This is a genomic window from Virgibacillus sediminis (genome assembly GCF_042643265.1).
Taxonomy (GTDB): Bacteria; Bacillota; Bacilli; order Bacillales; family Amphibacillaceae; genus Virgibacillus_O; species Virgibacillus_O sediminis.
The window spans coordinates 1-26046 of sequence record NZ_JBHRRZ010000005.1 but is presented as its reverse complement, the minus strand read 5'-3'; the positions used below and the strand labels follow the sequence as shown (position 1 = coordinate 26046).

Genomic DNA, 26046 nt, shown 5'->3' with positions numbered 1-26046 from the left:
ACAGAATAGGTCCTCTCTATCATCTGCAGTCATCCGGGAAGTTCGTTTCAAAGAATTCTTTATTACTAAGGATGGTCCGATCATTCGGCCGGTATTTCCTCGCGACCTCATTATGCTCATAAGCCCGTTTATGCTCACCCAGATGATAATAACAGATACATAACTGAAGATGAGGCAGCCAAGTCCAGCAGTCATTTAATAAGAAACCCATATTCTTTTCCGGCTTTTCCATAGAAGCAGCAAGCTCATACCAAAAAGCAGCCTTCTTATACTCCTGGTTATTCAGAAATTGATATCCGAGTCTGCAGCAGAATTCCGCCCTCGGACTGTCGTAAAGGAATGACTGGAAAACAGTCTCTCTTTCTCTGTCTGTTTCCCCCAAGTGATAATAGCAATCAGCAAGTTTATCACAAGCAGAAATCTTATCCTCTACCCAGCCATCTTCCCTGTCCAGGAACTTCTGGTAATAATCAACCGCCTTTTCGTATTGCCGGTGATCCCTTAATTCATTTGCATAATAAAATAAATCCCGAGCACTGAATGTCTCTCCTCTCTCCAGTCGCTTTTCATAAATGGCAAGGTTCCTTCCGGATGCATGATGGATCCTCTTATGAGTCACAACAATATCCGAGTGAACAATAGGGCCATCTACCGCTATATACTCGTGAACGGGATCATGCCATTTAAAGCCGGCTTTTCTCCTGACTAGTCGGTTTCTCCGGAAGCTGAGGGTCACATTTCCATACTCATCAAAGGCATAGTGGTAAATCATAGAAACTGCATTTACAGACGGGTCCAATTTATTCTTTAAATTTATTAATTTTTTGCGATCTTCTTCCCGTAATATATCATCTGCATCCAGCCACAGTATATAATCCTTGGTGGCATGCTTGAATGAAAAATTGCGTGCAGCTGAAAAATCATCAATCCATTCAAAATCATGGACATGGTTTGTGTATTGATGGGCAATCTCCTTCGTTCTGTCTGAAGAACCCGTGTCCACCACTACAATCTCGTCGACACAATCTTTTATAGAATCCAGGCAGTTTGGAAGTGTATCTTCCTCATCTTTCACAATCATGCACAAGCTGATGGTAATCAAACACTCACCCCCTTTACCGTCAGTCTGCATATTCTATGAAAAAACCCCTTACTTTGTGTAACTATCTACATATAGATTATTTACAAGCTAATGACCTTAGGCCATACCTTTTTCCTCTGTATAGGCTACAAACGTTCCAGATCTTTTTGCAGAGCATAGAAAATAACAAGGCAGTCTGGAGAAAGGAGGCCCGTGTATGACTATCCGAAAAGCCATCATTCCAGCTGCAGGACTGGGCACCCGCTTTTTACCCGCTACGAAGGCTCAGCCAAAGGAAATGCTCCCCATTTTAGATAAGCCGGCAATCCAATATATCGTTGAAGAAGCTGCCGCTTCAGGTATTGAAGAAATTGCCATTATCATAGGAAGGGGGAAAAATGCTATCCAGGACCACTTTGACAAATCTTACGAGCTGGAAGAAACATTACAACAAAAAAACCGCCTTTCCTCTTTAAAGGAAATACAAGATATTTCCAGCCTGGCCAATATCTATTATATCCGTCAAAAAGATCCGAGAGGTTTGGGGGATGCCATTCTTTATGCCAAAAACTTTATTGCCAATGAACCATTTGCCGTTCTGCTAGGTGATGATGTTGTAATGGCCGAATATCCATGCCTCCGGCAGCTGATTGACATGTTCAATCACTACAACAGTTCTATTGTAGCCACACAGCAAGTATCTGATATAGATGTTAGTAAGTACGGGATTATTAAGATGGGAGGCACTACAAGTCATCCGAATCTTCACCAGATAGAGGCTTTAATTGAGAAACCTAAAATGGAGAAGTCGCCTTCCAACCATGCCATTATAGGAAGATATATATTGCGGCCTGAAATATTTGATATTCTTGCTGATCTTCCAATTGGTAGGGGGAATGAACTGCAGCTGACAGACGCCATCAATGAACTTTGCAGACAACAGGCGGTATTCGCTTATAGCTTTGAAGGACAGCGCTACGATATTGGAGAAAAGGTCGGGTTCGTAAAAGCAACCATCGATACTGCTTTGAAAAGAAAGAATATGAGGGAAGAAATACTTTCATATATTAAGGATATAAATACAAGATCATGAGGAACAAAAGTGACATTATACCAGATAGTCGAGAGAATATCAGCTGAGAATTGCCCATATAGCAACAATGTCCTTCCATACCCTCCCAAAGATTTGAAAAGGTGGTAAGTCTGTGACATAACGGCATTATTCCTCACTGCTAGGAGGAGTAACCTGTATGATTAACAAAAACTTGCAAGCTAACAAAAGAACAAAGGATAAAGCGTGAAATAATCATCGTTAACCCGAATCCTCACACATTGAAGGATCCAAAAACCGGATCTTATCCATGTGTGAGGCGTTTTTTGCCTTCTCTATGGTTTCGGTATTTCTCCTACCGCCACCTCAGTGCTATCGAAATATGACAGCAGTCTTCCCCCTCTATCTTGGAGCTGAATTCCAGCCTTATATTATCCGGGTTGAACGTAATCTCTACAGCTGAGCTGATACCGGCGCTCTCAATTAGCCGCTCCACCTCTTCCTGATCGGCCACCTGTGCGGCGTGCATGACTTGCTCATCAAATTCCTTAGAATCTGCCAATTTATCCAATACAAGACTGACATCCTGCATAAGCTTTTTCATCTCATTTGCAGACTGATGGAAAAAATCCGGATCCACCGGAGGATATTGACGTACAGATGGATATACAGGCCCATAATAGCAGCCGGGACAATAGTATGGGTAATACCAATAGTACATAAGAAGCTCCCTCCTTTGATTATTAATTATATGCCCCTCTCCCCTCGCACTGTGTCTTACAAGCAGTGACCCAATATCCAAAATTTCCCTTATGTAGTATAATGGAACTATGCCTTAAGACAGAGATGAGGTCCTATCATGAATAACGACGCAAACCTATTGCTAGAGACACAGCAAAAGCTGAAAGATATAGAAACAGCCCTGAATGAGTCATCGATAATCGCCATTACCGACAGCCGGGGAACCATACAATTTGCCAATAATAAATTCTGTGAAATATCAAAGTATCCGCGAGAAGAACTGATCGGTAGCAATCAACGTATAGTAAACTCGGGCCATCACCCAAGATCTTTCTTCAAAGAGATGTGGAAGTGCATAGGGACTGGTAAAGTATGGAGAGGGGAAATCAAAAACCGGGCCAAGGATGGAAGCTATTATTGGGTGGACACGACCATTGTACCTTTCCTGAATGACCAGGGAAAACCATATCAGTATATTTCTATCCGGCATGACATTACGAAACGGAAGGAATATGAAGACCATATCAAGGCGATGGCCTATACCGATCCGCTGACAGGGCTTCCCAACCGGCATCAGCTGAACAGATGGATGGCCGGCCATACTGCAGGAGAGGAGCACCCTTATACCGTTCTCTTTGTAGACCTTGACCGTTTCAAATCGATTAATGACAATTTTGGCCACAGTTTGGGCGACCTTCTTCTTCAAGAAGTAGCCAACCGATTGAACGACTGCCTCGACACGGAGGATTTTCTCACCAGGCAGGGCGGAGATGAATTCATCATCATCTTGAATAAACAGGAACGCCAGGCTATCATCCCCGTGGTGGAAAGAATTCTTACCAGAATTGCCGAGCCTTATTGTGTAAATAACAATCAAATCATTCTATCGGCGAGCATCGGCATCAGCCAGGGAGTTCTCGGAACCAGAGAGACATATTTTGAAGGTTTTGTTGAAACATTGATCAGCAAGGCTGACACAGCTATGTATCATGCCAAAACTCAGGGCGGCAATCAATTTTGCTTTAACACGCCGAATCAGAATATGGAAATACAGCGAATCTATCAATTGGAGATGAAACTGAGAAAGGCCCTGGAGAATCGTGAATTTTCCGTAGTCTATCAGCCGTTAATTAACTTGACAACCAATCAGATGGTAGGCATTGAGGCTCTGTTGCGCTGGAATAATCCGGAGCTTGGTACGGTGCCTCCTAATGAATTCATCCCTATGCTGGAGAATTTGGGTCTGATTATCCCTGTTGGCAAATGGGTGCTTTATGAAGTATGCAGCCAGATGAAGTCCTGGCAGGAGCAGGGAATCATTATGGAACGCGCCTCAGTGAACGTTTCACCGATTCAGCTGAGGGATAAAAGCTTTGCCTGGGAACTGAAAGAAATCCTCGCTGAAACACAGCTGGATGCTTCTTATCTCGAATTGGAGATAACAGAAGGCACCATCCTGCAGATCAAAGATTCTTCGGACACGCTGAGCAGTCTGAAGGAAATCGGGGTGAAAGTGTCCATCGATGATTTTGGCACAGGGTATTCCTCCTTGAGCTATTTAAAGAAACTGCCCATTGACACCCTAAAAATTGATAAATCATTCATCGACGACTTGGATGCTGATGGGGAGTTTCTGGTAAACACCATCATCCATATAGGAAAAAATCTAAAATTCAAAGTGCTCGCCGAAGGTATAGAAAGTATAAATCAGCTACTCTATTTAAGGGAGCAGAAATGCAATGAAGGACAAGGATATTTCTTTAGTAAACCTGTCAACCAAGAAGAAATAGCTTTAATCTATCAACAAATCAACCGCTCGGACCTACCGCCGAGAAAGTAGAGACAAATTTTGAATAAAACTAAGTTGCTTTACTAAAAACAGTAGCTTTAAGCTCTAGTTAGCGAAGGGAATATACGCATACTACTACGGAAAAAAAGGCCTAGGCGAGACGCCGAAGTGCAAGAGCACTCGGTGGCTCAGCAGCCGCCCGTGGAAAATGCGAAATATATTCCCGGAGCGGCTATACCCACTAAACAAAATTTCCAGCCATTTCATTTGATTAACACTTTCCCCCATCCTCTTCTATTCTACTAGGGTGAACACCCTCTCACTCTGTTAGTTAATATCCAACATTCATATAGACTTATAAAAACCCGTCCGATATACTAGATGGTAAAGTCGGAAAGTTCTAATATGATGTAGTTTTTAAATTACATAGAAAACAAAAAAGACGGCAAAGGAGAGATGGAATTGGTAGCAGCAATACAAGAAGCTGTCACGGAATTGAGAGCATTACTGAAAGAAGACCAAATCAGTGAGAACCCCACCGTACTGGAAAGGCATAGCCATGATGAATCCTATCATACTCCAGTACCACCTGATGTGGTAGTGTTCCCTGCAGATAAAGACGAAGTAAGCAGCATCATGCGGATTGCAGACCGTTATGAGGTGGCGGTAACCCCATTTGGCCTCGGTTCCAGCCTGGAAGGTCATGTGGTCCCTGTGGAACACGGAATCAGCATCGATTTTTCCCTGATGAACAAAGTGATTGAAATCAAAGAGAAAGATTTCCTCGTCACCGTACAACCGGGAGTAACAAGAACCCAACTGAATAAGGAATTGAAAAAATATGGATTGTTCTTTCCTGTCGATCCAGGCGCAGATGCCACTATTGGAGGCATGGCAGCCACCAATGCCAGCGGTACCTTGTCTGTGAGGTACGGAATTATGCGGGAGAATGTCCGTGATATGGAGGTAGTGCTTGCAGACGGATCAATCATTCATTCCGGAAGCCTTGCAGCAAAATCATCATCAGGCTACCACCTCAACGGCCTGTTCGTCGGATCGGAGGGAACCTTAGGATGCTTCACTGAACTCACGCTTAAAGTCTATGGCATTCCGGAGCACATTACCGCAGCACGTGCTGCTTTTCCTTCTGTGGACCAAGCAGTCGAAGCGGTAACAGCTGTACTGCAGGCAGGGGTGCCGGTCGCCAGGATAGAAATCGTTGATGAACCTTCAATGAAGCAAGTGAATAACTATAGCGAACTGAATTACCAGGAGGTCCCTACCCTTTTTATGGAGTTCCATGGCAATGAAGCAGGCTTGAGCCAGGATGTCGACTTTACTAAAGAGATACTTCAGGATTTCGGCAGCCTGGATCTTCAATTCGAAACAGAAACAAAGGCTCGCAACCAGCTGTGGGAAGCACGTCATAATTTAGCTTATGCCTATGTCCATGGATACCCGGGACGCAAATTGATGGTTACCGACGTATGCCTGCCGATTACCGAAATGGCCGGCGCCATCCATCATGCCAGGGAGGCACTTGGGAATCTCGGACTGCCAGGCGGTATCACTGGCCATGTCGGTGACGGCAATTACCATGTACTTCTGATGATTGATATGGACAATAAGGAAGAAGTGGAAAAGGCACAAGAGCTGAATGCCCGGATTGTTGAATATGCTCTTTCTCGCGGCGGTACTTGTACCGGTGAGCATGGAGTAGGTATCGGCAAACGGAAATATCAGCTCAAAGAACATGAGAACGCACTAAAGGTTATGGATAAAATTAAGCAAGCACTTGATCCGAAAGGCGTATTGAACCCAGGTAAACTCTCATACGAAGAACAGGAGGCAATGAAATGAACTTTTTAAATACGATCAGTAAGCTAGCAGGAAAATACTTTGCCGTGTTGGTCATCGTTGTGGCGGCCATTGCCTTTTTCTCCCCCGACCAGTTCAGCTGGCTCGGCGCCTATGTCAGCATCCTGCTTGGGATTGTCATGTTCGGCATGGGGCTCACCCTGAAAGCAGTGGACTTCAAGCTGATACTGACCAAACCGGTCCCGGTTTTGATTGGTGTAGCAGCACAGTTTATCATCATGCCGCTGGCAGCCTTCTCCATCGCTTATCTGCTGGATCTGCCGCCAGCTGTTGCGGCCGGTCTGGTGCTTCTCGGGTCTGTCCCCGGAGGAACCTCTTCTAATGTGATGGTGTATCTCGCCAAAGGGGATGTAGCCCTGTCGATTGCGATGACTTCATTTTCAACACTGTTGGCTCCTGTGGCCACTCCATTCATCCTGCTAATGCTTGCAGGCCAATGGATGCCCGTAGATCCGGCTGCGATGTTCCTTTCCATTTTCCAAGTAATCATTGTGCCTATTGTACTTGGCCTATTGATTAAACGCATGTTTCCGACAGCGGTGGAAAAAAGCATCGACGTGGTGCCACTCATATCGGTAACAGCAATCATCATCATTGTAGCAGCTGTTGTTTCCGGCAATGTGGAAAGCATCGCTTCCTCCGGCCTGTTGGTGTTTGCGTCTGTAGTGATTCATAATGCATTTGGCGTACTGCTCGGTTATCTGGCAGCCCTTGCTATGAGATTGGATGAGACAAAGCGGAGAGCGATCTCCCTGGAAGTCGGCATGCAGAATTCCGGGCTTGGTGTATCGCTTGCCACCGTGCATTTTGAACCTCTGGCTGCCTTGCCAAGCGCCGCAGCAGCGGTTTGGCATAATATCACCGGCTCTCTATTAGCTTCCTTTTGGTCCAAGAGAAAAGTTGGCAAAGAAGAAGGGATTGACTCGGAGATACAGCCTACAGGAAAGGCACAGTAGATTTTTTGTGAAGAGGATGTCGGGGATTCTCCTGCAGTAATCCTCTCCATACTAAATGAAAGGCCAGACGATTGCAGCGTCTGGCCTTTCTATTAAATATAATTATTCTCTTTTAAATAAGAAATGACTGCCTCAACCGATTCCTCCAACGACTGGTTCTCCGTATCAATGGTCAGCTCTGGATCAGCAGGTTCTTCATATGGTGCATCAATTCCTGTGAACTGTTTGATCTCCCCTGCTCTGGCTTTCTTGTAAAGCCCTTTTGGATCACGTGATTCACATTCCTCCACACTGCATTTTGCGTAGACTTCAATAAACTCCCCTTCATCCAGCAACTCCCTCACATTATCCCTGTCTTCCCTATAAGGGGAAATGAAGGCTGTCAACGTAAGCAGGCCTGCGTCTGTCATAAGCTTCGCCACTTCCCCGATTCTACGGATATTTTCCGTACGATCCTCCGGGCTGAACCCCAGATTTTTATTTAGCCCGTGGCGTACATTATCCCCATCCAGACGATATGTGCGGATGCCTCTTAGGTGAAGTTCTTTCTCAAGTGCTGTAGATATCGTGGATTTTCCTGAGCCTGATAAGCCGGTAAACCACAATACGGCACTTTTATGATTATTCAGTTTTTGCCTTTCTTCTTTGGTGACAATTGATTCATGCCACACGATATTGGTAGATGTACCCATATTATACCTCCTAGAACCACCAGCAATAAGCAATCGTAACAGTGATAAACATGACGAGAATGCTGAGTGGAATGCCTACTTTTATATAATCTGTAAATTTATATCCTCCCGGCCCATAGACGATGAGATTTGTCTGGTAACCGATTGGGGTGATGAAGCTTGCAGAAGACGCAATGGCAATAGTGGCTGCGAAACCGATCGGGTCCAGCTGAAGATTTGCAGCCATCTCGAATCCGATAGGCACCATCAATACTGCTGCTGCACTATTGGTGATTAATTCCGTGAATATATTGGTCATCAGATACATTAACAGCAGAATCGCAAACAGTCCCATTGGTTCCCCCACTGCGAGAAGCCCCTCGGCAATCCATTGAGCAAGACCTGTTTTTGACATGGCAAGCCCGATGCCGAATGAACTGGCTATCAACAGCAGAACATGAAAATGAATATATTTTTTTGCATCCCCCGCTGTGATGATGTTCGTTGCAAACAGCAAGACAACAGCCAGTGCCATGGCCTCAAACATGCTCAGCAAGCCGATGGTGACAAGCAAAATCATTACAGCGAAAATAATAATGGAAAACCAACCCTTTACCGGGTCACGAGTCAAAGACTCTGGAGAATCCAAGGGAGCTAACACATAAAAATCCTCGGACCTCTCATACTTCTCTACGAAATCCCTGCCTGTCAGCAGGAGGAGGGTGTCCCCGGGCTTTAAGACAATATCTCCCACCTTGCTTTCAATCCGTTCATTTTTCCGATGCACGGCAATGACGCCGGCATCATACGTCGAACGGAATTTGGATTGCTTGATCGACTTGGACTGCAAGGAAGATTGATGCGATACTACAGCTTCCACAATCGCAGTATTGCCATTCTTCAATTCATCCAGCTCCAGATCTGTCCCTGTTCTTAAGGTGAGTCCCTTTGTCATCTGAACATCTTTCAAGGTGGAAATAAGCCCCGAAAAGATCAAACGGTCATCCGCCTGTATGACTGTACTGGCACGGACCGGAGAAATACGTTCCTTGCCCCGGATGATTTCTATTAAATAGAGCCCAGGGAAATCTTTCAAACCTGCCTGCTCCACACTTTTATTCATATAAGGAAAAGAAGGTTCCACGATCAACTCTGCGATATACTCCCTGGAATCTTCTTTGACCTGCTGCTGGAACCCTTTATATTCCGGCAGCAGACGGTATCCGACAGTAAATAAATAAATCAACCCCACAATAGTAATCGGAACTCCTATCACCGCCAATTGAAAAAGTGTAAAACCCTCAAATCCATAATCCACCAGCATAGTGTGGACGATAAGATTGGTAGACGTTCCGATTACCGTGATCGTCCCACCGAGGATGGTGGCATACGATAGCGGGATTAAGAATTTCGAAGGTGCAACACCATGTTCTTCGCACCAATTTTTGAGTAAGGGTGTAAAAGTGACAACGATCGGTGTATTATTCAGAAACCCGGAAAAAAGTGAGACCGGGATAAAAAAGCGTACCATAGAAACAATCATGCTGCGGCTTCCGGCAAGCCAAGATTTCATCAGCCGCTCCAGAATGCCGCTCTTCTGGATAGCACCAGCTATGACAAACAATAGCCCGATGGTCAGCATTCCTTCATTTGAAAAGCCGCTCAAGGCTTCTTTCGGAGTCAGGATACCGGTGATCATAAAGATGGTAAGCACTGAAAAAACAACCATCGCCGGGCTCCCCAATTCAAAGAGTAGTGCGCCCAACATGATGATGACCATAATTAGTACAAAAATCATATCAGGCGTCACTGGAACCATCCCTTTGGTTAATTTTCTTTCATTCCTTTAATCAGGACTGCCGCAACCTCCGGACGGGAAAATTCCCTTGGGAGTTCTTCCCCATTGCGAAGCTTTTCACGCACTTTGGTGCCGCTTAAATGAACATGGTTTTCTTTATCATGTGGACATGTTTTCTGTGTTGCCATGTTCTCACACTTCGTGCAATAGAAGGCATGCTCGAATTTAAAGATTTGAATTCCCAGTTCATCCTCGTATTGAGAGATTAATTCTTGAGCTTCATACGTTCCGTAGTAATCACCGACACCGGCATGATCCCTGCCCACTATGAAGTGGGTGCAACCATAGTTCTTACGGACAATTGCATGCAGGATAGCCTCTTTCGGTCCGGCATAGCGCATAGCTGCCGGATAGATAACTAATCGGGTCCGTTCTTCAGGATAATAGTTTTTAAGAATCACTTGATAGCTCTCCATACGGATTTCTGCTGATATGTCATCCGATTTGGTCTCCCCTACAAGTGGGTTCAACAACAGACCGTCCACTGATTCGAGAGCACTTTTCTGAATGTATTCATGCGCCCGGTGGACCGGATTGCGCGTTTGGAAACCGACCACTGTTTTCCAATTCAGATCGGCAAACATTTGACGTGTCTCAGTAGGCACTAGATAAAAATCTTCGAACCCTCCGTGGCCCGGCCGGTTCAACAGATAAATCGGCCCTGCCAGGTATACTTCACCTTTGCTAAAGATTTTTTTGACCCCAGGATGGGCCTCTTCTGTAGTACCGTAGACTTGACGGGCTTCTTTTTCTTTGTCATAGGTATATTTCTCTTGCAGTTCCAATACACCATAAAAGACATCATCTTCGTCGACCAAGGCAATAGTGGAACCTATTTCATACCTGTCTGCTTCTTTTTTGTCAGCAGGAAGCGTAATCGGTACACTCCAGATCGTGCCATCCTTCAAGCGCATCTCTTCAATGACTCGGTTATAATCTTCTTCTCCCATAAAACCGGTCAATGGGCTGAACCCTCCGATACCGATCAGCTCCAGGTCTGATAAGCTCCAAGCATCCAGTCTGTGCTGTGGCAGAGAATCCAATTGGTTCAGGTATGCTTCTCTTTCAGCACCATCCAGCTCACGCTGCACTAATTCCCCCCCATGCGGTTGAATAGTTTCCTCTTGTTTCCGCTCGGTCAATGTCATGTTAAACCCTCCATTGAATATATTTATCTGACAGTCGATCAACGTTATGATGGGTCAGGGACGACTAGCTTCATTTCGCTTAACATCATAAAAATTCGCAAGTTCAACAACCATTCTTCCCATCTTTGGATCGGTAGGCTGGAATACATTGGATACTCCATATGATTCCAGTCTTTTTGCTGTTACTTTACCGACCGCCACCGCTAGAACGTCTTCATTAAATGCCTCCATTAATTCCTTCTGTGCAGTAGATCCTTCCAAAAACAGGTTCTGCACCTGCGTTTTACTGGTAAAGATTACTGCATCCAGCGTGCGGTTCGTAATCTGTTTTTGTAGACTATTCAAGGTCTCTCTATCCGGGTTCCGGTATTGATAAGGCTTAGATAAATACACAGTGTAGCCGAGCTCTTCCAACTTTCCCTTCAAGGAAGCATCATCTTCATTGTATGCCTGCAAAAACACCTGTTTCCCTCCGTTCGATTCTTCGGAGAGTTTATTCAACAGGTTTTCCATGGTACCATCCTCAGCCTCAATGGAAGTGGTTAATGAATGCTGTTTCAGCCATTTCAGTGTCTTGCTTCCACGGATAGCCAATTTAGTATGTCCCAGCTTATCGATAAAGTCGGGAACGAGGCCCAGTTGCTCTGCTGCCTGTTCCAATGTTTTCGCCCCGATACCGGTGGTCAGCAATACATAATCAAATGGACGGGACAGCAGCTCGGATATATTACTCCTGCTTATTTCTTCATTTAAGAGTTGTTCTCCCTGAATGGAAAATACTTTCGGGCTGCCACCATTATTTATAATTAAACTGCTGATCGCATCAGCACTTCGAGCAGCTGCCACTCCAACCTGTTTTCCTTCCAGCTTTTTCATCCTGCTTCCCCCTCCTTTGCCAGCTTCCGGAACCACACCATTGCAGATAGCTGTTTATTTTCATCAAAAAAGCTTTCAGAGAGCAGTTCCTTCAAAAGTAACTGCTGATAATGAGGATCCAGGCGGGAACGCTTGATCAGCTTCCGGCTTTCAGCAAGAAAATCTAGATATCCTTCATAATTTTCACTGTAGATCCCCTGGAGATCTTTTTTTATCTTGGCTGAAAGCTGGGGACTCGCTCCATTCGTAGAAACACTGATGGACAGCTTTCCCCGTCGAAAAAAGGACGGAAATACCACGTTCCCCTGTTCAGCCTCTCCTGCTGCATTAACCAGCATATTGGGGGAAGCAGCGTTGATTACCGATTCATTCACCTTTGGATTGTCGGTTGCCACAATGACTATGAAAGCATCGTAAATATCTGTGGCCTCAAATAGCTTCTGCTTCCATAGTATCTGCCCTTTTTCCCATTCCCTCTGAAGTCCGTTGCTGAGATGCGGACTGATAACTGTTACAAAGGCACCGCCCGCCAATAGTGTTGCAGCCCTCCGTTCGGCAACTCGACCGCCTCCAACAATAACGGCATGCTGTTCTGTTAGGTCAATCATAAGGGGTGTTACCGCCATACTTAACATTCCTTTAGCTTCAATTTACTGGTGATTTTTCAACGTTCTTCCAATGGACTCATAGACTCTTTCCTTCAATGCTTCCTGCATGATCCGATGGCACCCCAGCTGATGACAAAGAGTGACATTATAGCTTTGTTCCCGGGCTTCGGCAACCTTTGCTTCCAGGTCTCGCATCAGTATTCCGGTAAACCATAAGTATGGAACGACAAAAATTTGCGAATGGCCTTCTGCCAAGAGAGATTCAAAACTTTCCTCAAAGGATGGCTCACATGCTGCCAGAAAGCCTACTTCCGTCCGAATCCCAACTCTATCCTGCAAATGTTCCCTGATTTGCTTAATGTCCTTCTTCGTTTGGGGCTTTCGGCTTCCCCTCCCTACAAGCAGGATTCTTGCTTCCGGCTGAGGCAGGGCACCTGCCTCTTTCAGACGGTCTGCCAGTACATCCGTAATGCGCGGCTGAACGCCAAGAGGCTCGCCATAACTAAAGGTGATTTCAGGATATTTTGCCTTTGCGTCCTGGATTTCACCGGGGATATCCTCATAATAATGTCCGGCACTAAGCAGCAGAACAGGTACTATGGAAATCTTTGTTGCCCCCTGATTGACCAGGCTGGCCATGCCTTGCTCGATCGTCGGTTCGGCGAGTTCCAAAAAACAAGTTTCCTGCAGCGGAATTTCCACCTCATCCATGACATCCGATATACAAGCTTTGGCTTCCTCTGTTGCTTCAGGGACCCTGCTCCCATGACTGACATATAGAATTCCCTGCATCCGTGCCACCCCCTAGCCAACAATTGCCTCTTGCGGAAATAATTCTTGTGGCGGTGTTTCTTCAAACCATTTAAGCTGGTCCCTCAGCCGAACTACTTCCCCAATGACAATCATGGAAGGATTTTGGATAAGATGGGATTTCTCTTGGATATCGATCAATGTTCCGGTTACTGTCTGCTGGCCCTTTGTAGTCCCCCAATGTACCAAAGCAATCGGAGTTTGCGGATCCCGCCCATAGCGGATCAGTTTGTCACAAATATCCGGCAGCTTTCTCACACCCATGTAGATGCATAGGGTGTCAGGACCTTTTGCAAGATGCTCCCAATAGTTCTCCGCTGAGCCATCCTGCTTGCTTACTCCAGATACGAAGGCGACAGATGAACTGTAATCCCTATGTGTCAGTGGAATACCAGCATATGCGGGAGCGGCAGAACCGGAAGTGATACCGGGTACAATTTCATAGGAAATCCCATGCCGGCTTAATACTTCTGCTTCTTCTCCACCTCTGCCGAATATGAATGGGTCTCCCCCTTTCAGCCTTGTCACCACGTTTCCTTGCTCTGCATAATCACATAACAATGCATTAATTTGATCCTGTGTGAGAGAATGCTGGTCCGGCCGTTTCCCGCAGAAAACCAATTCCGCATACGGGGAAGCATGTTGCAGTAATTCTTCATTAATTAGACGGTCATATAAAATAACGTCTGCCTGCTGGATTGCCTTCAATCCTTTAACAGTGATCAGGTCTGGGTCCCCAGGCCCGGCACCTACTAAGTAAACTTTTCCCATTCTGTCACTTCCCTTCTGTCGCTCCCGCTTTATCAGTTCTTTACTCCATTTGTTGCATGAAAGTCCAGTCCTGATTGCACCTCTTCTATATATCCTCTGCGGATAACATAATCACCAAAATGTTCATTTTCCTGTCGTTCCTCCGCATACTCCAAAAGAAGCGGCCGCAAGATGCTCAAAATTTCTGCTTCATCAATATTTTCACGGTATAATTTATTCAATCGATTGCCAGTAAAGCCACCGCCAAGGTACATATTGTATTTGCCAGGCGCCTTCCCGATAAAAGCTATCTCAGCCAATGCCGGCCGTGCACAGCCATTCGGGCAGCCGGACATCCGAATCACTATTTCTTCTTCGCTTAATCCCGCTTCTGCCAGAATATCTTCCACTTTATCAATCAAGGATGGAAGGTATCTTTCTGCCTCGGCCATCGCAAGTCCGCAAGTTGGAAGTGCCACACAGGCCATGGAATTCCTCCGTAAAGCAGAGTGATGCTTGCCCTCTGTAAGCCCATATTGGGATGCAAGTTCTTCCACCTGCTTTTTGTTCTCGTCCGTTACATTGGCAATAACCAAGTTCTGGTTCGGCGTGAGCCGGAAATCTCCTGTATGGATTTTCGCTATTTCCCTGACACCGGTCATCATCTGATGTTCGTCGGTATCTTTCAAACGTCCGTTTTCGATAAACAGAGTCAAATGCCAGTTGTCCTGACCTTTCACCCAGCCATAACGGTCTCCATTATGATCAAATTGATATGGTTTCTCCTCTGCCAGTTCCCAGCCGAGCCTTTCATTCAGTTCCGTCTTGATCCAATCTAGACCTCTTGCATCAATGGTATATTTGAAACGGGCATTCTTCCGGTTAGACCGATTGCCATAATCACGCTGGATTGTAATGACTGTCTCTGCCACTTCGACGATTTTATCTGCTGGACAGTAGCCAATGACCCGTGCAACTTGGGGATATGTATTGGTGTCCCCGTGCGTGCTGCCCATTCCGCCTCCAACGGCTACATTGAAGCCCTTCAACTTTCCATCTTCCAAAATGGCAATGAAGCCTAAATCTTGGGAAAAGACATCAATATCGTTGGAAGGAGGGACAGCAATCCCGATTTTAAATTTTCTTGGAAGATAATAACGGCCGTACATCGGCTCTACTTCCTCTTCAGCTCTTCGACTATCTTCTACCTTTTCGCCATCCAGCCAGATCTCATGGTAGGCATTTGTGCGCGGTGATAAATGATCACTCAACTTCTTCGACCATTCATAAACTTCTGCATGTACTTCCGATTGGTATGGATTCGGATTACACATGACGTTCCGGTTCACATCCCCGCAAGCAGCCAGGGTATCCATTAACGAAGCATTTATATCCTGCATCGTTTGTTTTAAGTTGCGCTTTAGGACACCATGCATCTGGAAAGCCTGCCTGGTGGTCAACTTCAATGTCTGATCCGCGTAGTTCCGCGCAATCTCATCCATAGCAAGCCATTGGTCAGGTGTTGCTACACCGCCTGGTGCCCGGACGCGAATCATGAATTGATAGGACGGCTCCAGTTTTTTTCTTCTTCGTTCATTCCGCTCATCCCTATTATCCTGCTGGTAGCTGCCATGGAACTTCAGCAGTTTCGTATCGGAATCGGGAATGGCACCGGTAATGCGGTTCTCCAGTTCTTCTTCGATTGTACCCCTTAAATAGTTGCTGTTCTCTTTTATATCTTCCATTTCACTCGGTGGTCCATCCTGTACTGGAAATCTGTTGTCTGCCATGATTAAAGCTCCTTTCACTTGGTTCCTGCCTTAATATACATCACGCTGGTAGCGCTTCTGCTGACGCATTTCCTTAAGCAGATCGTTCGCCTGTTCGGCACTCATGTTTCCTTCTTTCTGGAAAATCTCAAGCAGTGTATCATGTACGTCCTGCGCCATTTTCTTCTCGTCGCCACAAACATACACATTGGCGCCTTCCTGAATCCATTGATAGAGTTCAGCACTACTTTCAAGCATCCGATGCTGGACATAGACCTTTTCTTCCGTATCACGGGAAAATGCGACATCCATTTTGGTCAGCACACCATTCTTCAGCCAATTCTGCCATTCTACTTGGTAAAGGAAGTCGGTGGTGAAATGCTGGTCGCCGTAAAACAGCCACGTTTTCCCTTCCACTTCGAGTTCCTCCAACTCTTCCAAGTAAGACCGGAACGGTGCTACGCCCGTACCAGGTCCCACCATGATCACTGGGGTGTCTCCATCTGTCGGAAACTTGAAGTTCTCATTCTTTTGAATATAGATTGGCAGGGTTTCTCCCGGCTCTACACGCTCTGCACATTGACCGGAACAGACACCGATGCGTTCACGCCCATTCGAATGATAGCTGACTCTTCCGATTGCCAAGTGGACTTCATCAGGATTTGCTTGATAACTGCTGCATATGGAATACAGACGTGCGGGCATTTTGCGTAATATGCCAATCAAGTCAGCCGGCTGGATTCCTTTCGGCGGATAGTCCTTTACCAGATCAAGTAAATCCCTGCCATCCATATAGGCTTTTTGATCCTCATCTTTTTCCGAGGCCAAAAATTCTTTTAAATCGTCGTTATTAAAAAGCTCAGCCGCTTTTTTCAATAACGGTTTGGTTATCCTGGTAATTTCAAAATTGGATAGGAGTGCTTCTCGGAGAGACCTTACTTCCCCCTGTTTGTTTATTGGTACACTTTCTTCAGCATCCCAGTCCAGTTCCCGAATCAATTCCTCTACTAAAGCAGGATCGTTTTTTGGGAAAATCCCGACACTGTCACCCGGCTCGTATTCCAGGTTCGACCCTTCAAGGGACAATTCGAGATGGTGGGTTTCCTTGTTCGAGCCTTCTGCATTCAAATTAATATTTTCCAATACTTCAGCATTGAACGGATTTGTTCTAGAGTAGATCGGCTGTCCTGCCGTCAAACTCGGATCCTGGTCTGACTGGCCGGCAGAAGCTGTTCCTGAACCTGCATCTGCATTATCTTTCTCCAGTTCGCCAATTACACCGTCTATCCACTCTGAAGCCGGTTCATCGAAATCGACATCACAGTCTACACGGTCATATAAACGTTCTCCGCCTAATTCTTCCAGGCGTTTATCAAATTCTTTTCCTGTCTGACAGAAGAATTCATAGGACTCATCTCCAAGGGAAAGCACGGAAAACCGGACGTCTTTCAGCTTAGGAGCTTTCCTGCTGTGCAGAAACTCATGGAAGGAAATCGCATTATCCGGCGGGTCCCCTTCCCCATGTGTAGCTGTCACAATCAAAAGATCTTGCACTTTCTTTAAATCCTTGGGTTTGAAATCATCCAGTGCAGCAACCTTTACCTTCCTGTCCTGTTTCTTCACTTTTTCTTCCAAATCCTTAGCGAGAGACTGGGCATTGCCTGTTTCCGATCCATATAAAATGGTAACTTCTCTTTGTTCCACCTGTGCTGCTTGCTGAGTCGACGGCTGTGATACCGGCGGGCTTTCCAATGTCGCCGCCACACCTGCATCTGCCTGTTTTGGAACTGCCAGGTATCCGCTTAACCAAATCCTTTGTGTCTCTGTTAAGGTTGGAAGAATTCGGTTAAGGTCTTCTGACTGCTCTTTACTAAAAGGACTATTGCTTACCTGTAATTGCAAAGATACTCACCCCACGAAAAACATATATTTTTTTATGCTAATTGCTTATCAATTGCCAGTTGTCTTTTTACATAAGCAATCAGCTCCTGTACTAACATATTAATATGCATGGTATACAAACCGAATTACTCGGGTTTAAGATATGATGCATCCATTCTATGCTTGATGATCAAGAACCACCTTTTAGTTGGTATGACGGGAAATACAAAATTCCCACCTGATCATAAAGTATGGTATTACTAGCAATATACTGGGTTTTAAATTAAAATAAAAAAGTTTTTAAATGCTATTTTCCTGTCGTGTGCAGTCCACATTCCGTTTTATTGAACCCAGCCCATCTTCCTGCACGGGAATCTTCTGAATCGGAAACACGTGAAGTACATGGTATGCATCCAATGCTCGGATAGCCGTTATCATGCAATTCATTATATGGAAGTTCGTTACTCCGGATATACTCCCAAACATCATCCCAGGTCCAATGAATGAGCGGGCAGACCTTGATAGATTTAAAACGATCATCCTTGTTCACAAAGTCCGTTTTGCTGCGGCTGGGTGATTGCTCTCTGCGCAGACCGGAAATCCATGCCGGGACACCGCTTAATGCATCTTCGAGAGGCTTGATTTTGCGAATGAAGCAGCATTGGTCCGGCTGGCGTTTCCATAATGCGGAGCCGTGCTCTGCTGATTGCTCCTCCAAAGTTAAGTCAGGCTTCTTCATATGAATACGCAATGTTGGATACTTCGCTTTCACTTCTTCAATGAGGTCGTATGTCTCCTGAAAATGGAGGTCCGTATCAAGGAAAACAATTTCTGCATCGTTTTTCACCTTGGAAATCAGGTCGATCAAAACCATCCCCTCGGCTCCAAAGCTGCATGCGTAGGTTACACCGTCTCCATAGGTATCATATGCCCATTGCAGCACTTCAGAGGCACCTTTCGTTTCATCCTGCGGCTGCCAATCCTTAAAGGGATCTCCACTGAAATCATTATAAGTAATTACTTCACTATTCACTCATCAACCCTCCATATGGATTCTTCTACACTCAAAAACTAAAAATCCTCTCCTTACCAGAATAAGAAGAGGATAATCTGATATATTGCTGATTCTCTTCTTATCTTGCAGATTCAACTTCTCTCTGCTGGAATTGGCACAGTTTGGTTCCCCCATCTGCTGCCGAGATTTCAAAGGGCCTCTCCCTCCACCTCTCTCGATAAGAATTTTTGAAATTGTTTAAGTGGTTGTTGTTAGTCATTTTATACCGTCATATTCATTAAGTCAATACACTTTTCAGAAAAAATGATTTTAATACTTATAGACGTTTGGCTCTGAAGCTAGTTCCGGACCCGCTTACCAATGGGAGAAGGCTTCGTGATTTTTATAATTTCTTACGCAATCAAAAAAGGATAGGACTAAATTAAAGTCCTATCCTTCCCCCAAAACTATTCAGTCAATAGTGGGTAATATCCCTCTTCGTTATGTGTTTCAGTTCCGACTAATGGCGGATTGAAGACACAAACCATACGCAATTGAGTTTTTGCATGAACTTTATGTTTATCATGGTCATTCAGAAGGTAAAGTGTACCCGGCTTCAAATCATGCATTTTACCGCCATTTTCCACTTCTTCAATCTGTCCTTCCCCTTCAATTACGTATACTGCTTCAATATGGTTTTTATACCAGAAGTAGTTTTCTGTACCAGCTGCAATAACAGTATCATTCATACTGAAACCAACACCGTCTTTATTCAGGATAAAACGACGGCTGGTCCAATTGCCATCAGATGTTTCGTCTTCTGTTCCAATAATATCTTCCAAGGATTTTACGATCATATCGAATTCCCCTTTCCCATTTATAAAGTCTGTTTTGTTTGTTTCTATATATATTAATAAAAATATATCACAAAAATTATTTAGAAATTGCTGCCTTGATGCTTTCTTCCAGAATTTTCAGCCCTTTTGCAAGACCTTCCTTATCAATAATCAACGGAGGAAGGAATTTCACCACTTCATCGCTAGGTCCGGATGTTTCCACAATCAAACCGCGATTAAATGCCTCTGCACATATTTCATTTGCGAGATCTTCTTTTTCTATGGCAATACCCTGCATCAGTCCACGTCCGCGAGCTTCTCCATTTAATTCTGGATACTTATTGATGATTTCTTTTATAGAATCACTCAGGAACTGGGCTTTCTCTTGGATTTCTTTTGAAAAGTCATTTGTTTCCCAGCGTTTCAGCGCTTCAGTTGCTGTAATGAATGCCAGGTTGTTTCCACGGAATGTACCGTTATGCTCACCTGGTCCCCACTGGTCATATTCAGGCTTGATCAGTGTGATAGCCATTGGCAAACCTACACCACCGATGGATTTGGACAGGCAGACAACATCCGGTTTAATTCCAGCCGGTTCAAAGCTGAAGTATGTGCCGGTACGTCCATTTCCTGCTTGGACATCATCGACAATTAGGAGGATGTCCCAACGGCGGCAGATATTCTCAATTTCCTTCAGCCATTCCATACTGGCCGCATTGATTCCGCCTTCGCCCTGTACAGTTTCCAGAATAATTGCTGCTGGAAGAGCAACACCACTTCCACTGTCCTCCAAGAAACGCTCTAGATATGCAATGGAATTCTGGCCATCCACATAATCGTCGAAAGGCATGGAAACGGAATGGTGCAACGGCACACCAGCCCCATGACGTTTAAAGGAGTTTCCAGTTACGGAAAGTGACCCAATTGTCATACCATGGAAAGCGTTGGTGAAACTAATTACTGTATCACGGCCTGTTACCTTCCTTGCAATCTTTAATGCGCTCTCCACTGTATTCGTTCCAGTTGGTCCCGGAAACATGATTTTATAGTCGAGATCGCGGGGCTCCAAGATTATTTCCTTATAACGCTCAAGGAATTCTTTCCGTGGAGTTGTTCCCATATCCAGGCTATGGATAATTCCATCATTCTTGATATATTCGATCATTTTTTCCTGCATAGTGTCATCATTATGCCCATAGTTCAGGGTACCTGCACCTGCAAAGAAATCAATATATTCATTTCCATCCGTATCCCACATCTTATATCCTTTTGCTTTTTCAAATACGGTCGGCCAGCCACGGCTGTAGCTTCTTACTGCCGATTCTATTTCTTCAAAGGTTTTCATTTTCTTATCGCTCAATACTGCCGTTGTCATTATATCAATCCCTTTACATTTTTATTTTCTTCCTGAAAAGGCCCTATTTTGAAAAGTGGTTCATCTTCATGCCCTTCCCCTGGAAAATCATCAGCTGTAAAATACGCATCTATTTCATAATTAGTGTCCAGCTTTTTTGCAAGACCTTTGAAAAGATTTTGGGACGGAGTATTTGATGGTGAGACAGTTGCTTCCACGTATGTAACATCTTTGGAAGCTTCCCGGTTCAATAGTTTAAACAGCATCTTTGTTCCTAGACCTCTGCCCCGTCCTTCCTCATGAACAGCCACTTGCCAGATGAACAATGTATTCGGCTGATCCGGGCGAATATACCCAGATATGAAACCGACAATTTGACCATCCTTTTCAGCGACCACTGATGTATCCGAGAAGATCTCACACCACATCAGATAACTGTAGGAAGAGTTAAGGTCTAGAACACCAGTATGTCTGATCAGTTCCCAGACCGATGCCCCATCATCCTTATTTGGCTTACGAAAATGAATGTCTGTCGCCAGCTCTTTCACTGACGTCCGTTCAATTGTTGCGTTCTTATTAATGCTTCCACCTCCGGAAAGATTTATTAAAAACACGGTACTATTAAAGGTTAAAGGGAATTTTCTAATTCGTCAAAACGGATTAATCTCGATTTAGCGGATTTAAACATGTACAAATCGGCTTAGACGCTTATATTTTGAAAAGGCTATAAATAACTAGCGTTTAATGCCAAATAAACCGAAATTTAAAGAATTAGCTAAATTTATTTGGAATTGCCGGTAAAAAAATTAATGAGTGCTGGTTTTTCGAATTACTCAAAGGTGTTTATAATAGTAACCATTGTTTTTAATATTGTATTGGCAGACATAGGAAGATTCTACTATTATAATTTAGTATTTACTGCTCATTTAATTTAGGCAAATAATGAACTCCGAATTCCATGCTTTCTATGTATATGTGTAATAAAAATAAAAAGCTGCCCCCATAAACTGGGGACAGCTTTTGTCGAATAGCATAAAATACTTTATTCCTGAGGAGCAGACGGTGTAGAGATGCTGGACAACGCTTCTTCTGCCTCATCGTCGAATTCTTGTTCCGTAGCCAAATCACCAAGAGCAACCATACCTACGATCTGTCCATTCTCCACTACTGGAAGGCGGCGAATTTGCTGCTGTGCCATCAACTGCGCCGCTTGGCTAATATCCATGTCAGGGGTTCCCTGTACAATTTGCTGAGCAGTCATGACTTTGGATACCGGCGTCTCCGCAGTTTCCCCCTGTGCAGTCGAACGGAGAGTTATGTCACGATCGGTGATAAACCCTGTCATCTGCCCTGAATTATTTACTACAGGAAGTGCGCCGATGTTATGTTCACTCATTATTGCAGCAGCTTCCCTAATTGATTGAGATTCATTTACCGTAAAAACTTCGGATGTCATGATATTACGTAATGGCTGGTTCATTTTAAAATCCCTCCCCTTCAATATGTATTCTTCTTTTAATTAGGTCTAAATATGAAAGGTATATTCTGTCTGTATTTATTAACGCATTTCAAACCAAAAGACCCCGGGAAGTNTACCGAATGTCTTAGCTTTTGCAGAAGCAATGCTTCTGCTTGTTTATAAGAAAAAACGAGTTGTTTCTTCTTGACATACTGGTTGTTTTGTTCAGTTTTCAAAGAGCAAAGTGTTTTAGTCGTTTTTTGAAGCGACCTGATTAATATATCATAACGAAAAGTTAATGTCAATAACTTTTTTATTTTGTTGTTTGCACTGTTAAACTTTCCGGTCCGCCTTCTTTATGGCGACTCTATTAATATATCACAGATAGAGTTCAGGGTCAACTATTTTCTTGCGTTGTCAGGAGAAATTCAAAAAGGATCACCAGAAATCTATCATTCATATTTCATCCTTTTTTCCCTTTACGCTATGAACGCCTTTCAAGGGCAGAATCAATAATACAATTATCAACCCGTAAAGTCAAGGGCATGTAATAGATTTCCCCCAAGAAGATAGTCCTATGCTTTATATAAGCTTTTCAGCGGTTGGTGTCATAGAGTAATTAGGCGGATAACTTTCAGAAGAGCGTAAAGCAACTCTAAAACACCTGAGTTTCTTCCATCATTTCCTTTGAAGAATTATTCCCGTCACTTCTGTTTCTTCATATAATATTGTTTGCCTAGAATTACCCTTACAACCACGAAGTATTTTAGTTATGTCGGCACGGTAAACATCTGATTTAATCTCGATTAATTTCCTTATAGGAAAGGGGACAAGTCATCAGCAGCCCTCCCCCATCTACCAAAAAGAAATTAATCGGGTCCCTCACTCCTAATACGCATCCGTATTGCCCTGGCTAATTCTTTTTTGTTCAACCAAATATTTATAGAAGTTCAATGCCGATTCATGAAACAGGTCATTCTGGCCTACATGATCAAGGCGTACAAACATAGGAGAAACCGGATCCTCTTCATCATTACAGAAAGATCAAGGACGACGCCTTAATGTGTTCACTTACATGTATACACTTCCAAGAAACAGACGGGAACTGCGAATTAGTTCCACCTCTTCAAGGCCTTCACCTACCACTATTTTACGAGCAGTAACCAGATCCATTTAAATTGACACATTTATGGTTTCCAAGCATAGATAAATGATTTAAAGTGAACACAGCAAATATCCCCACTAATATTTCCCCTTCAAAATCTCCAATTGTGAAAAAAGATTAAAACTGCCATTGTATTCACAAATCCCCTAAATTAGTACTGATGGTTCATTGTGACAAAGGAAAAGAGTTGGTATGATATATATAATTATTCTGAATCTTTAATTAGAGGGGGAAGTTAGATGAGCAAAAAGAACGGTTTATGGTTTGAGAATGCCGGCCGAAAACTCGACCCTGGTTTGATCGAACAACTAAAGGATAACCGCAAAGTTGACCCGCAAGAGACAAGCGATAATGAAATCCCTGTAATCGTCCATTTCAAAAAGGATTATAAGCCAGAAGCTAAATTTAACCTTCTCCAGACTTGCAATAGGCTTTCCCACAACAAACTAGATAAAGAACTTCCCTCAGTCAATGGCATGCGAGGTTATTTAACACCAGCGACCATCAAGCAAATTAAGGATGATGAATCAGTAGACCGTATATTCTATGACCGCAGGGTATCTGCATTTCTGGATGTTGCCTCTCACCATATAGGTGCTGACCATGTGAGGAAAAATCTGCAGCTGACGGGAAAAGATATAACAATTGCAGTCATTGATACGGGGGTATATCCCCATGAGGACCTGACGAACCCTGCTAATCGGATTGTAGCTTTTAAAGACCTGGTGGGAGATAAAAAAGAACCTTATGATGACAATGGCCATGGGACTCACTGTGCTGGGGATGCTGCCGGTAATGGCCATTTATCGGGAGGAGAATATGTCTCCCCTGCTCCAGAAGCTTCTATTGTAGGTATTAAAGCTTTAGACAAGGATGGTGGTGGGAGACTATCCACTATTATGGAAGGAATTGAATGGTGCATCGAACATAAAGAGGAATACAATATACGTATTATTTCTCTTTCTCTTGGTGCCCCAGCTTATGAATCTTTTCGTGACGATCCCCTATCACTGACTGTTCAAGAAGCTTGGCACAAAGGGATTGTTGTATGTGCGGCAGCGGGGAACAGTGGCCCTCAATCCTCGACAATTAGTACACCGGCCATTAATCCATTCGTCTTGACAGTCGGTTCAGCAGATGACCAGGATACTCTTGATAGAGAAGATGATGTAATTGCCGAATATTCGAGCCGCGGCCCAACGATCGATTCTTTCATTAAGCCGGATATCTATTCACCAGGGAGCAATATCATTTCCCTGTTGGCACCTGGCTCCGCTGTGGAAAAACAACTTCCTGAACAAGTAATCGATGAGGGGTATATTCAAATGTCAGGTACTTCAATGGCCACCCCGATTTGTGCCGGGGTTATAGCACTTATGCTAGAAGCCAACCAGGCTCTTAGTCCAAATGATATAAAAAGCATCCTGAAGGCCACGGCACGTCCAACTCTTAATGATACATGGGGATATCTAGATGCAGTAAGCGCTGTGAAAATGGCTGAAGACTATCGAAGTTGGAAAATGGGGATTACAAAAATTTAGCCAATTGAATAGTAAGGGGCGGGAACTCAATACCTGCCCCTTGCTTCTAATAAATGCCGGGCCTATTTACATTTTACTCTAATGGTACATACACGCGATTCCATGTACTTGTCTGCTTTTAAATGTCAAATTATATTTTCTTCCAGTAATCCAAGCAGATTTGACTCTTCTTACGCTTTAGATATAGAGAGGTAGGCCTCTTTTTTTCATGGTATACATGTGTATGATCTTCTCTTCTTTATTGTTTTTCATCATTCAAGTGTAAAGGGTAGAGAAGTCTGTATTTTCTTAGGTTCTAAGTCAAAGTTGGGGTGGGAGTTAAACTCCTACCCCTTTATCCTAATGAAATGCCATTTGATTTGAATTGATGATGTAATAAAACGCGATGTTTCATCTTCAAGATCCTTGTTTCTTCAATACCAGGTAATTTCATGTTAGAATACATATGCGTGTAAAGGATATAGGAGTCTACGTGTTTTTTTATGCTTAAGTTTTTGGAAACCCCAACAAAATTTTACACCAAAAAACCCGGGAAGCGAAAAATCACTTCCCGGGGTCTGCTTTGCCTGGCAGCGTCCTACTCTTGCAGGGACAAAGTCCCAACTACCATCGGCGCTGGAGAGCTTAACTTCTGTGTTCGGCATGGGAACAGGTGTGGCCTCTCCGCCATCGCCACCAGACAACTTGCATTATAGGGTTTGACTTGCACCCTGAAAACTAAATAAGAGTAAATACCGTGACATGGTAAAGAATGTAGTTAAGTCCTCGATCGATTAGTATTCGTCAGCTCCACGTGTCACCACGCTTCCACCTCGAACCTATCAACCTCA

The 26046-nt window shown here is 44.1% G+C and carries 21 protein-coding genes, 1 rRNA gene and 1 riboswitch; of the genes, 5 read left to right on the top strand and 17 right to left on the bottom strand.

All coding sequences use genetic code 11. The features are described from left to right. Positions 1-19: 19 nt before the first annotated feature. Positions 20-1102: a tetratricopeptide repeat-containing glycosyltransferase family 2 protein gene (locus tag ACFODW_RS03210; RefSeq protein ID WP_390302894.1), complete on the bottom strand. Its 1083-nt coding sequence runs from the start codon at positions 1100-1102 to the stop codon at positions 20-22. Between the two features lie 196 nt (positions 1103-1298). Here ACFODW_RS03210 and galU point away from each other — a divergent pair, with 196 nt between their 5' ends. After that, positions 1299-2174, top strand: coding sequence for a UTP--glucose-1-phosphate uridylyltransferase GalU (gene galU, locus ACFODW_RS03205; protein ID WP_390302892.1), 876 nt, complete (start codon positions 1299-1301; stop codon positions 2172-2174). 313 nt (positions 2175-2487) lie between these two features. Here the strand turns inward: galU and ACFODW_RS03200 are convergent, their stop codons facing one another. After that, positions 2488-2853 carry a hypothetical protein gene (locus ACFODW_RS03200; RefSeq protein WP_390302889.1) on the bottom strand — a complete coding sequence of 122 codons (366 nt, stop codon included), beginning with the start codon at positions 2851-2853 and terminating at the stop codon, positions 2488-2490. 138 nt (positions 2854-2991) lie between these two features. Here ACFODW_RS03200 and ACFODW_RS03195 point away from each other — a divergent pair, with 138 nt between their 5' ends. From ACFODW_RS03195 to ACFODW_RS03185, 3 genes are all read left to right on the top strand, one after another. Continuing rightward, positions 2992-4713, top strand: a complete 1722-nt coding sequence (locus tag ACFODW_RS03195; protein ID WP_390302886.1) for a putative bifunctional diguanylate cyclase/phosphodiesterase — start codon at positions 2992-2994, stop codon at positions 4711-4713. Positions 4714-5118: 405 nt separating this feature from the next. Continuing rightward, positions 5119-6522, top strand: coding sequence for an FAD-binding oxidoreductase (locus ACFODW_RS03190; protein WP_390302883.1), 1404 nt, complete (start codon positions 5119-5121; stop codon positions 6520-6522). Continuing rightward, positions 6519-7496 carry a bile acid:sodium symporter family protein gene (locus ACFODW_RS03185; protein WP_390302880.1) on the top strand — a complete coding sequence of 326 codons (978 nt, stop codon included), beginning with the start codon at positions 6519-6521 and terminating at the stop codon, positions 7494-7496. The genes ACFODW_RS03190 and ACFODW_RS03185 overlap by 4 nt, the downstream gene beginning before the upstream one ends. 92 nt (positions 7497-7588) lie before the next feature. On the opposite strand, the gene cysC is transcribed toward ACFODW_RS03185, so the two are convergent. The 14 genes from cysC to ACFODW_RS03115 form a co-directional block, all read right to left on the bottom strand. Next, entirely contained in the window at positions 7589-8188 is a 600-nt protein-coding gene (cysC, locus tag ACFODW_RS03180) for an adenylyl-sulfate kinase (RefSeq protein ID WP_390302877.1), read from the bottom strand. A 10-nt stretch (positions 8189-8198) separates the two neighbouring features. Further along, entirely contained in the window at positions 8199-9977 is a 1779-nt protein-coding gene (locus ACFODW_RS03175) for an SLC13 family permease (RefSeq protein WP_390302874.1), read from the bottom strand. A gap of 17 nt (positions 9978-9994) precedes the next feature. Next, positions 9995-11173, bottom strand: a complete 1179-nt coding sequence (gene sat / locus ACFODW_RS03170; RefSeq protein WP_390302871.1) for a sulfate adenylyltransferase — start codon at positions 11171-11173, stop codon at positions 9995-9997. A gap of 54 nt (positions 11174-11227) precedes the next feature. Further along, positions 11228-12049 (bottom strand): uroporphyrinogen-III synthase, encoded by an 822-nt coding sequence (locus ACFODW_RS03165; RefSeq protein ID WP_390302868.1) that lies wholly within the window; start codon positions 12047-12049, stop codon positions 11228-11230. Further along, positions 12046-12675 (bottom strand): NAD(P)-binding protein, encoded by a 630-nt coding sequence (locus tag ACFODW_RS03160; RefSeq protein ID WP_390302865.1) that lies wholly within the window; start codon positions 12673-12675, stop codon positions 12046-12048. Before ACFODW_RS03160 ends, ACFODW_RS03165 begins: the two co-directional genes overlap by 4 nt. A gap of 24 nt (positions 12676-12699) precedes the next feature. Then, entirely contained in the window at positions 12700-13449 is a 750-nt protein-coding gene (locus ACFODW_RS03155) for a sirohydrochlorin chelatase (protein WP_390302862.1), read from the bottom strand. A gap of 12 nt (positions 13450-13461) precedes the next feature. Beyond that, positions 13462-14238, bottom strand: a complete 777-nt coding sequence (cobA, locus tag ACFODW_RS03150) for a uroporphyrinogen-III C-methyltransferase (RefSeq protein WP_390302859.1) — start codon at positions 14236-14238, stop codon at positions 13462-13464. A gap of 32 nt (positions 14239-14270) precedes the next feature. After that, a complete protein-coding gene (cysI, locus tag ACFODW_RS03145) occupies positions 14271-16007 on the bottom strand; it encodes an assimilatory sulfite reductase (NADPH) hemoprotein subunit (protein WP_390302856.1) in 1737 nt (578 codons plus the stop codon). A 30-nt stretch (positions 16008-16037) separates the two neighbouring features. Then, on the bottom strand, positions 16038-17888 hold the full coding sequence (locus tag ACFODW_RS03140) for an assimilatory sulfite reductase (NADPH) flavoprotein subunit (protein WP_390302854.1): 1851 nt from the start codon (positions 17886-17888) through the stop codon (positions 16038-16040). A 286-nt stretch (positions 17889-18174) separates the two neighbouring features. Beyond that, positions 18175-18900, bottom strand: a complete 726-nt coding sequence (locus ACFODW_RS03135; RefSeq protein ID WP_390302851.1) for a phosphoadenylyl-sulfate reductase — start codon at positions 18898-18900, stop codon at positions 18175-18177. A 97-nt stretch (positions 18901-18997) separates the two neighbouring features. Continuing rightward, positions 18998-19106: riboswitch (SAM riboswitch) on the bottom strand. A 222-nt stretch (positions 19107-19328) separates the two neighbouring features. Then, positions 19329-19718, bottom strand: coding sequence for an ectoine synthase (locus ACFODW_RS03130; RefSeq protein WP_390302849.1), 390 nt, complete (start codon positions 19716-19718; stop codon positions 19329-19331). Positions 19719-19794: 76 nt separating this feature from the next. Continuing rightward, positions 19795-21072, bottom strand: coding sequence for a diaminobutyrate--2-oxoglutarate transaminase (gene ectB, locus ACFODW_RS03125; protein ID WP_390302846.1), 1278 nt, complete (start codon positions 21070-21072; stop codon positions 19795-19797). After that, positions 21072-21599: a diaminobutyrate acetyltransferase gene (gene ectA, locus ACFODW_RS03120; RefSeq protein WP_390302843.1), complete on the bottom strand. Its 528-nt coding sequence runs from the start codon at positions 21597-21599 to the stop codon at positions 21072-21074. Before ectA ends, ectB begins: the two co-directional genes overlap by 1 nt. A gap of 494 nt (positions 21600-22093) precedes the next feature. After that, complete coding sequence (locus ACFODW_RS03115; RefSeq protein WP_390302840.1) at positions 22094-22531, bottom strand: CBS domain-containing protein; 438 nt, start codon at positions 22529-22531, stop codon at positions 22094-22096. A gap of 1383 nt (positions 22532-23914) precedes the next feature. Here ACFODW_RS03115 and ACFODW_RS03110 point away from each other — a divergent pair. Continuing rightward, positions 23915-25216 carry a S8 family serine peptidase gene (locus tag ACFODW_RS03110; protein ID WP_390302837.1) on the top strand — a complete coding sequence of 434 codons (1302 nt, stop codon included), beginning with the start codon at positions 23915-23917 and terminating at the stop codon, positions 25214-25216. Positions 25217-25780: 564 nt separating this feature from the next. On the opposite strand, the gene rrf is transcribed toward ACFODW_RS03110, so the two are convergent. Next, a 5S ribosomal RNA gene (gene rrf / locus ACFODW_RS03105) occupies positions 25781-25896 on the bottom strand. Positions 25897-26046 lie beyond the last annotated feature (150 nt).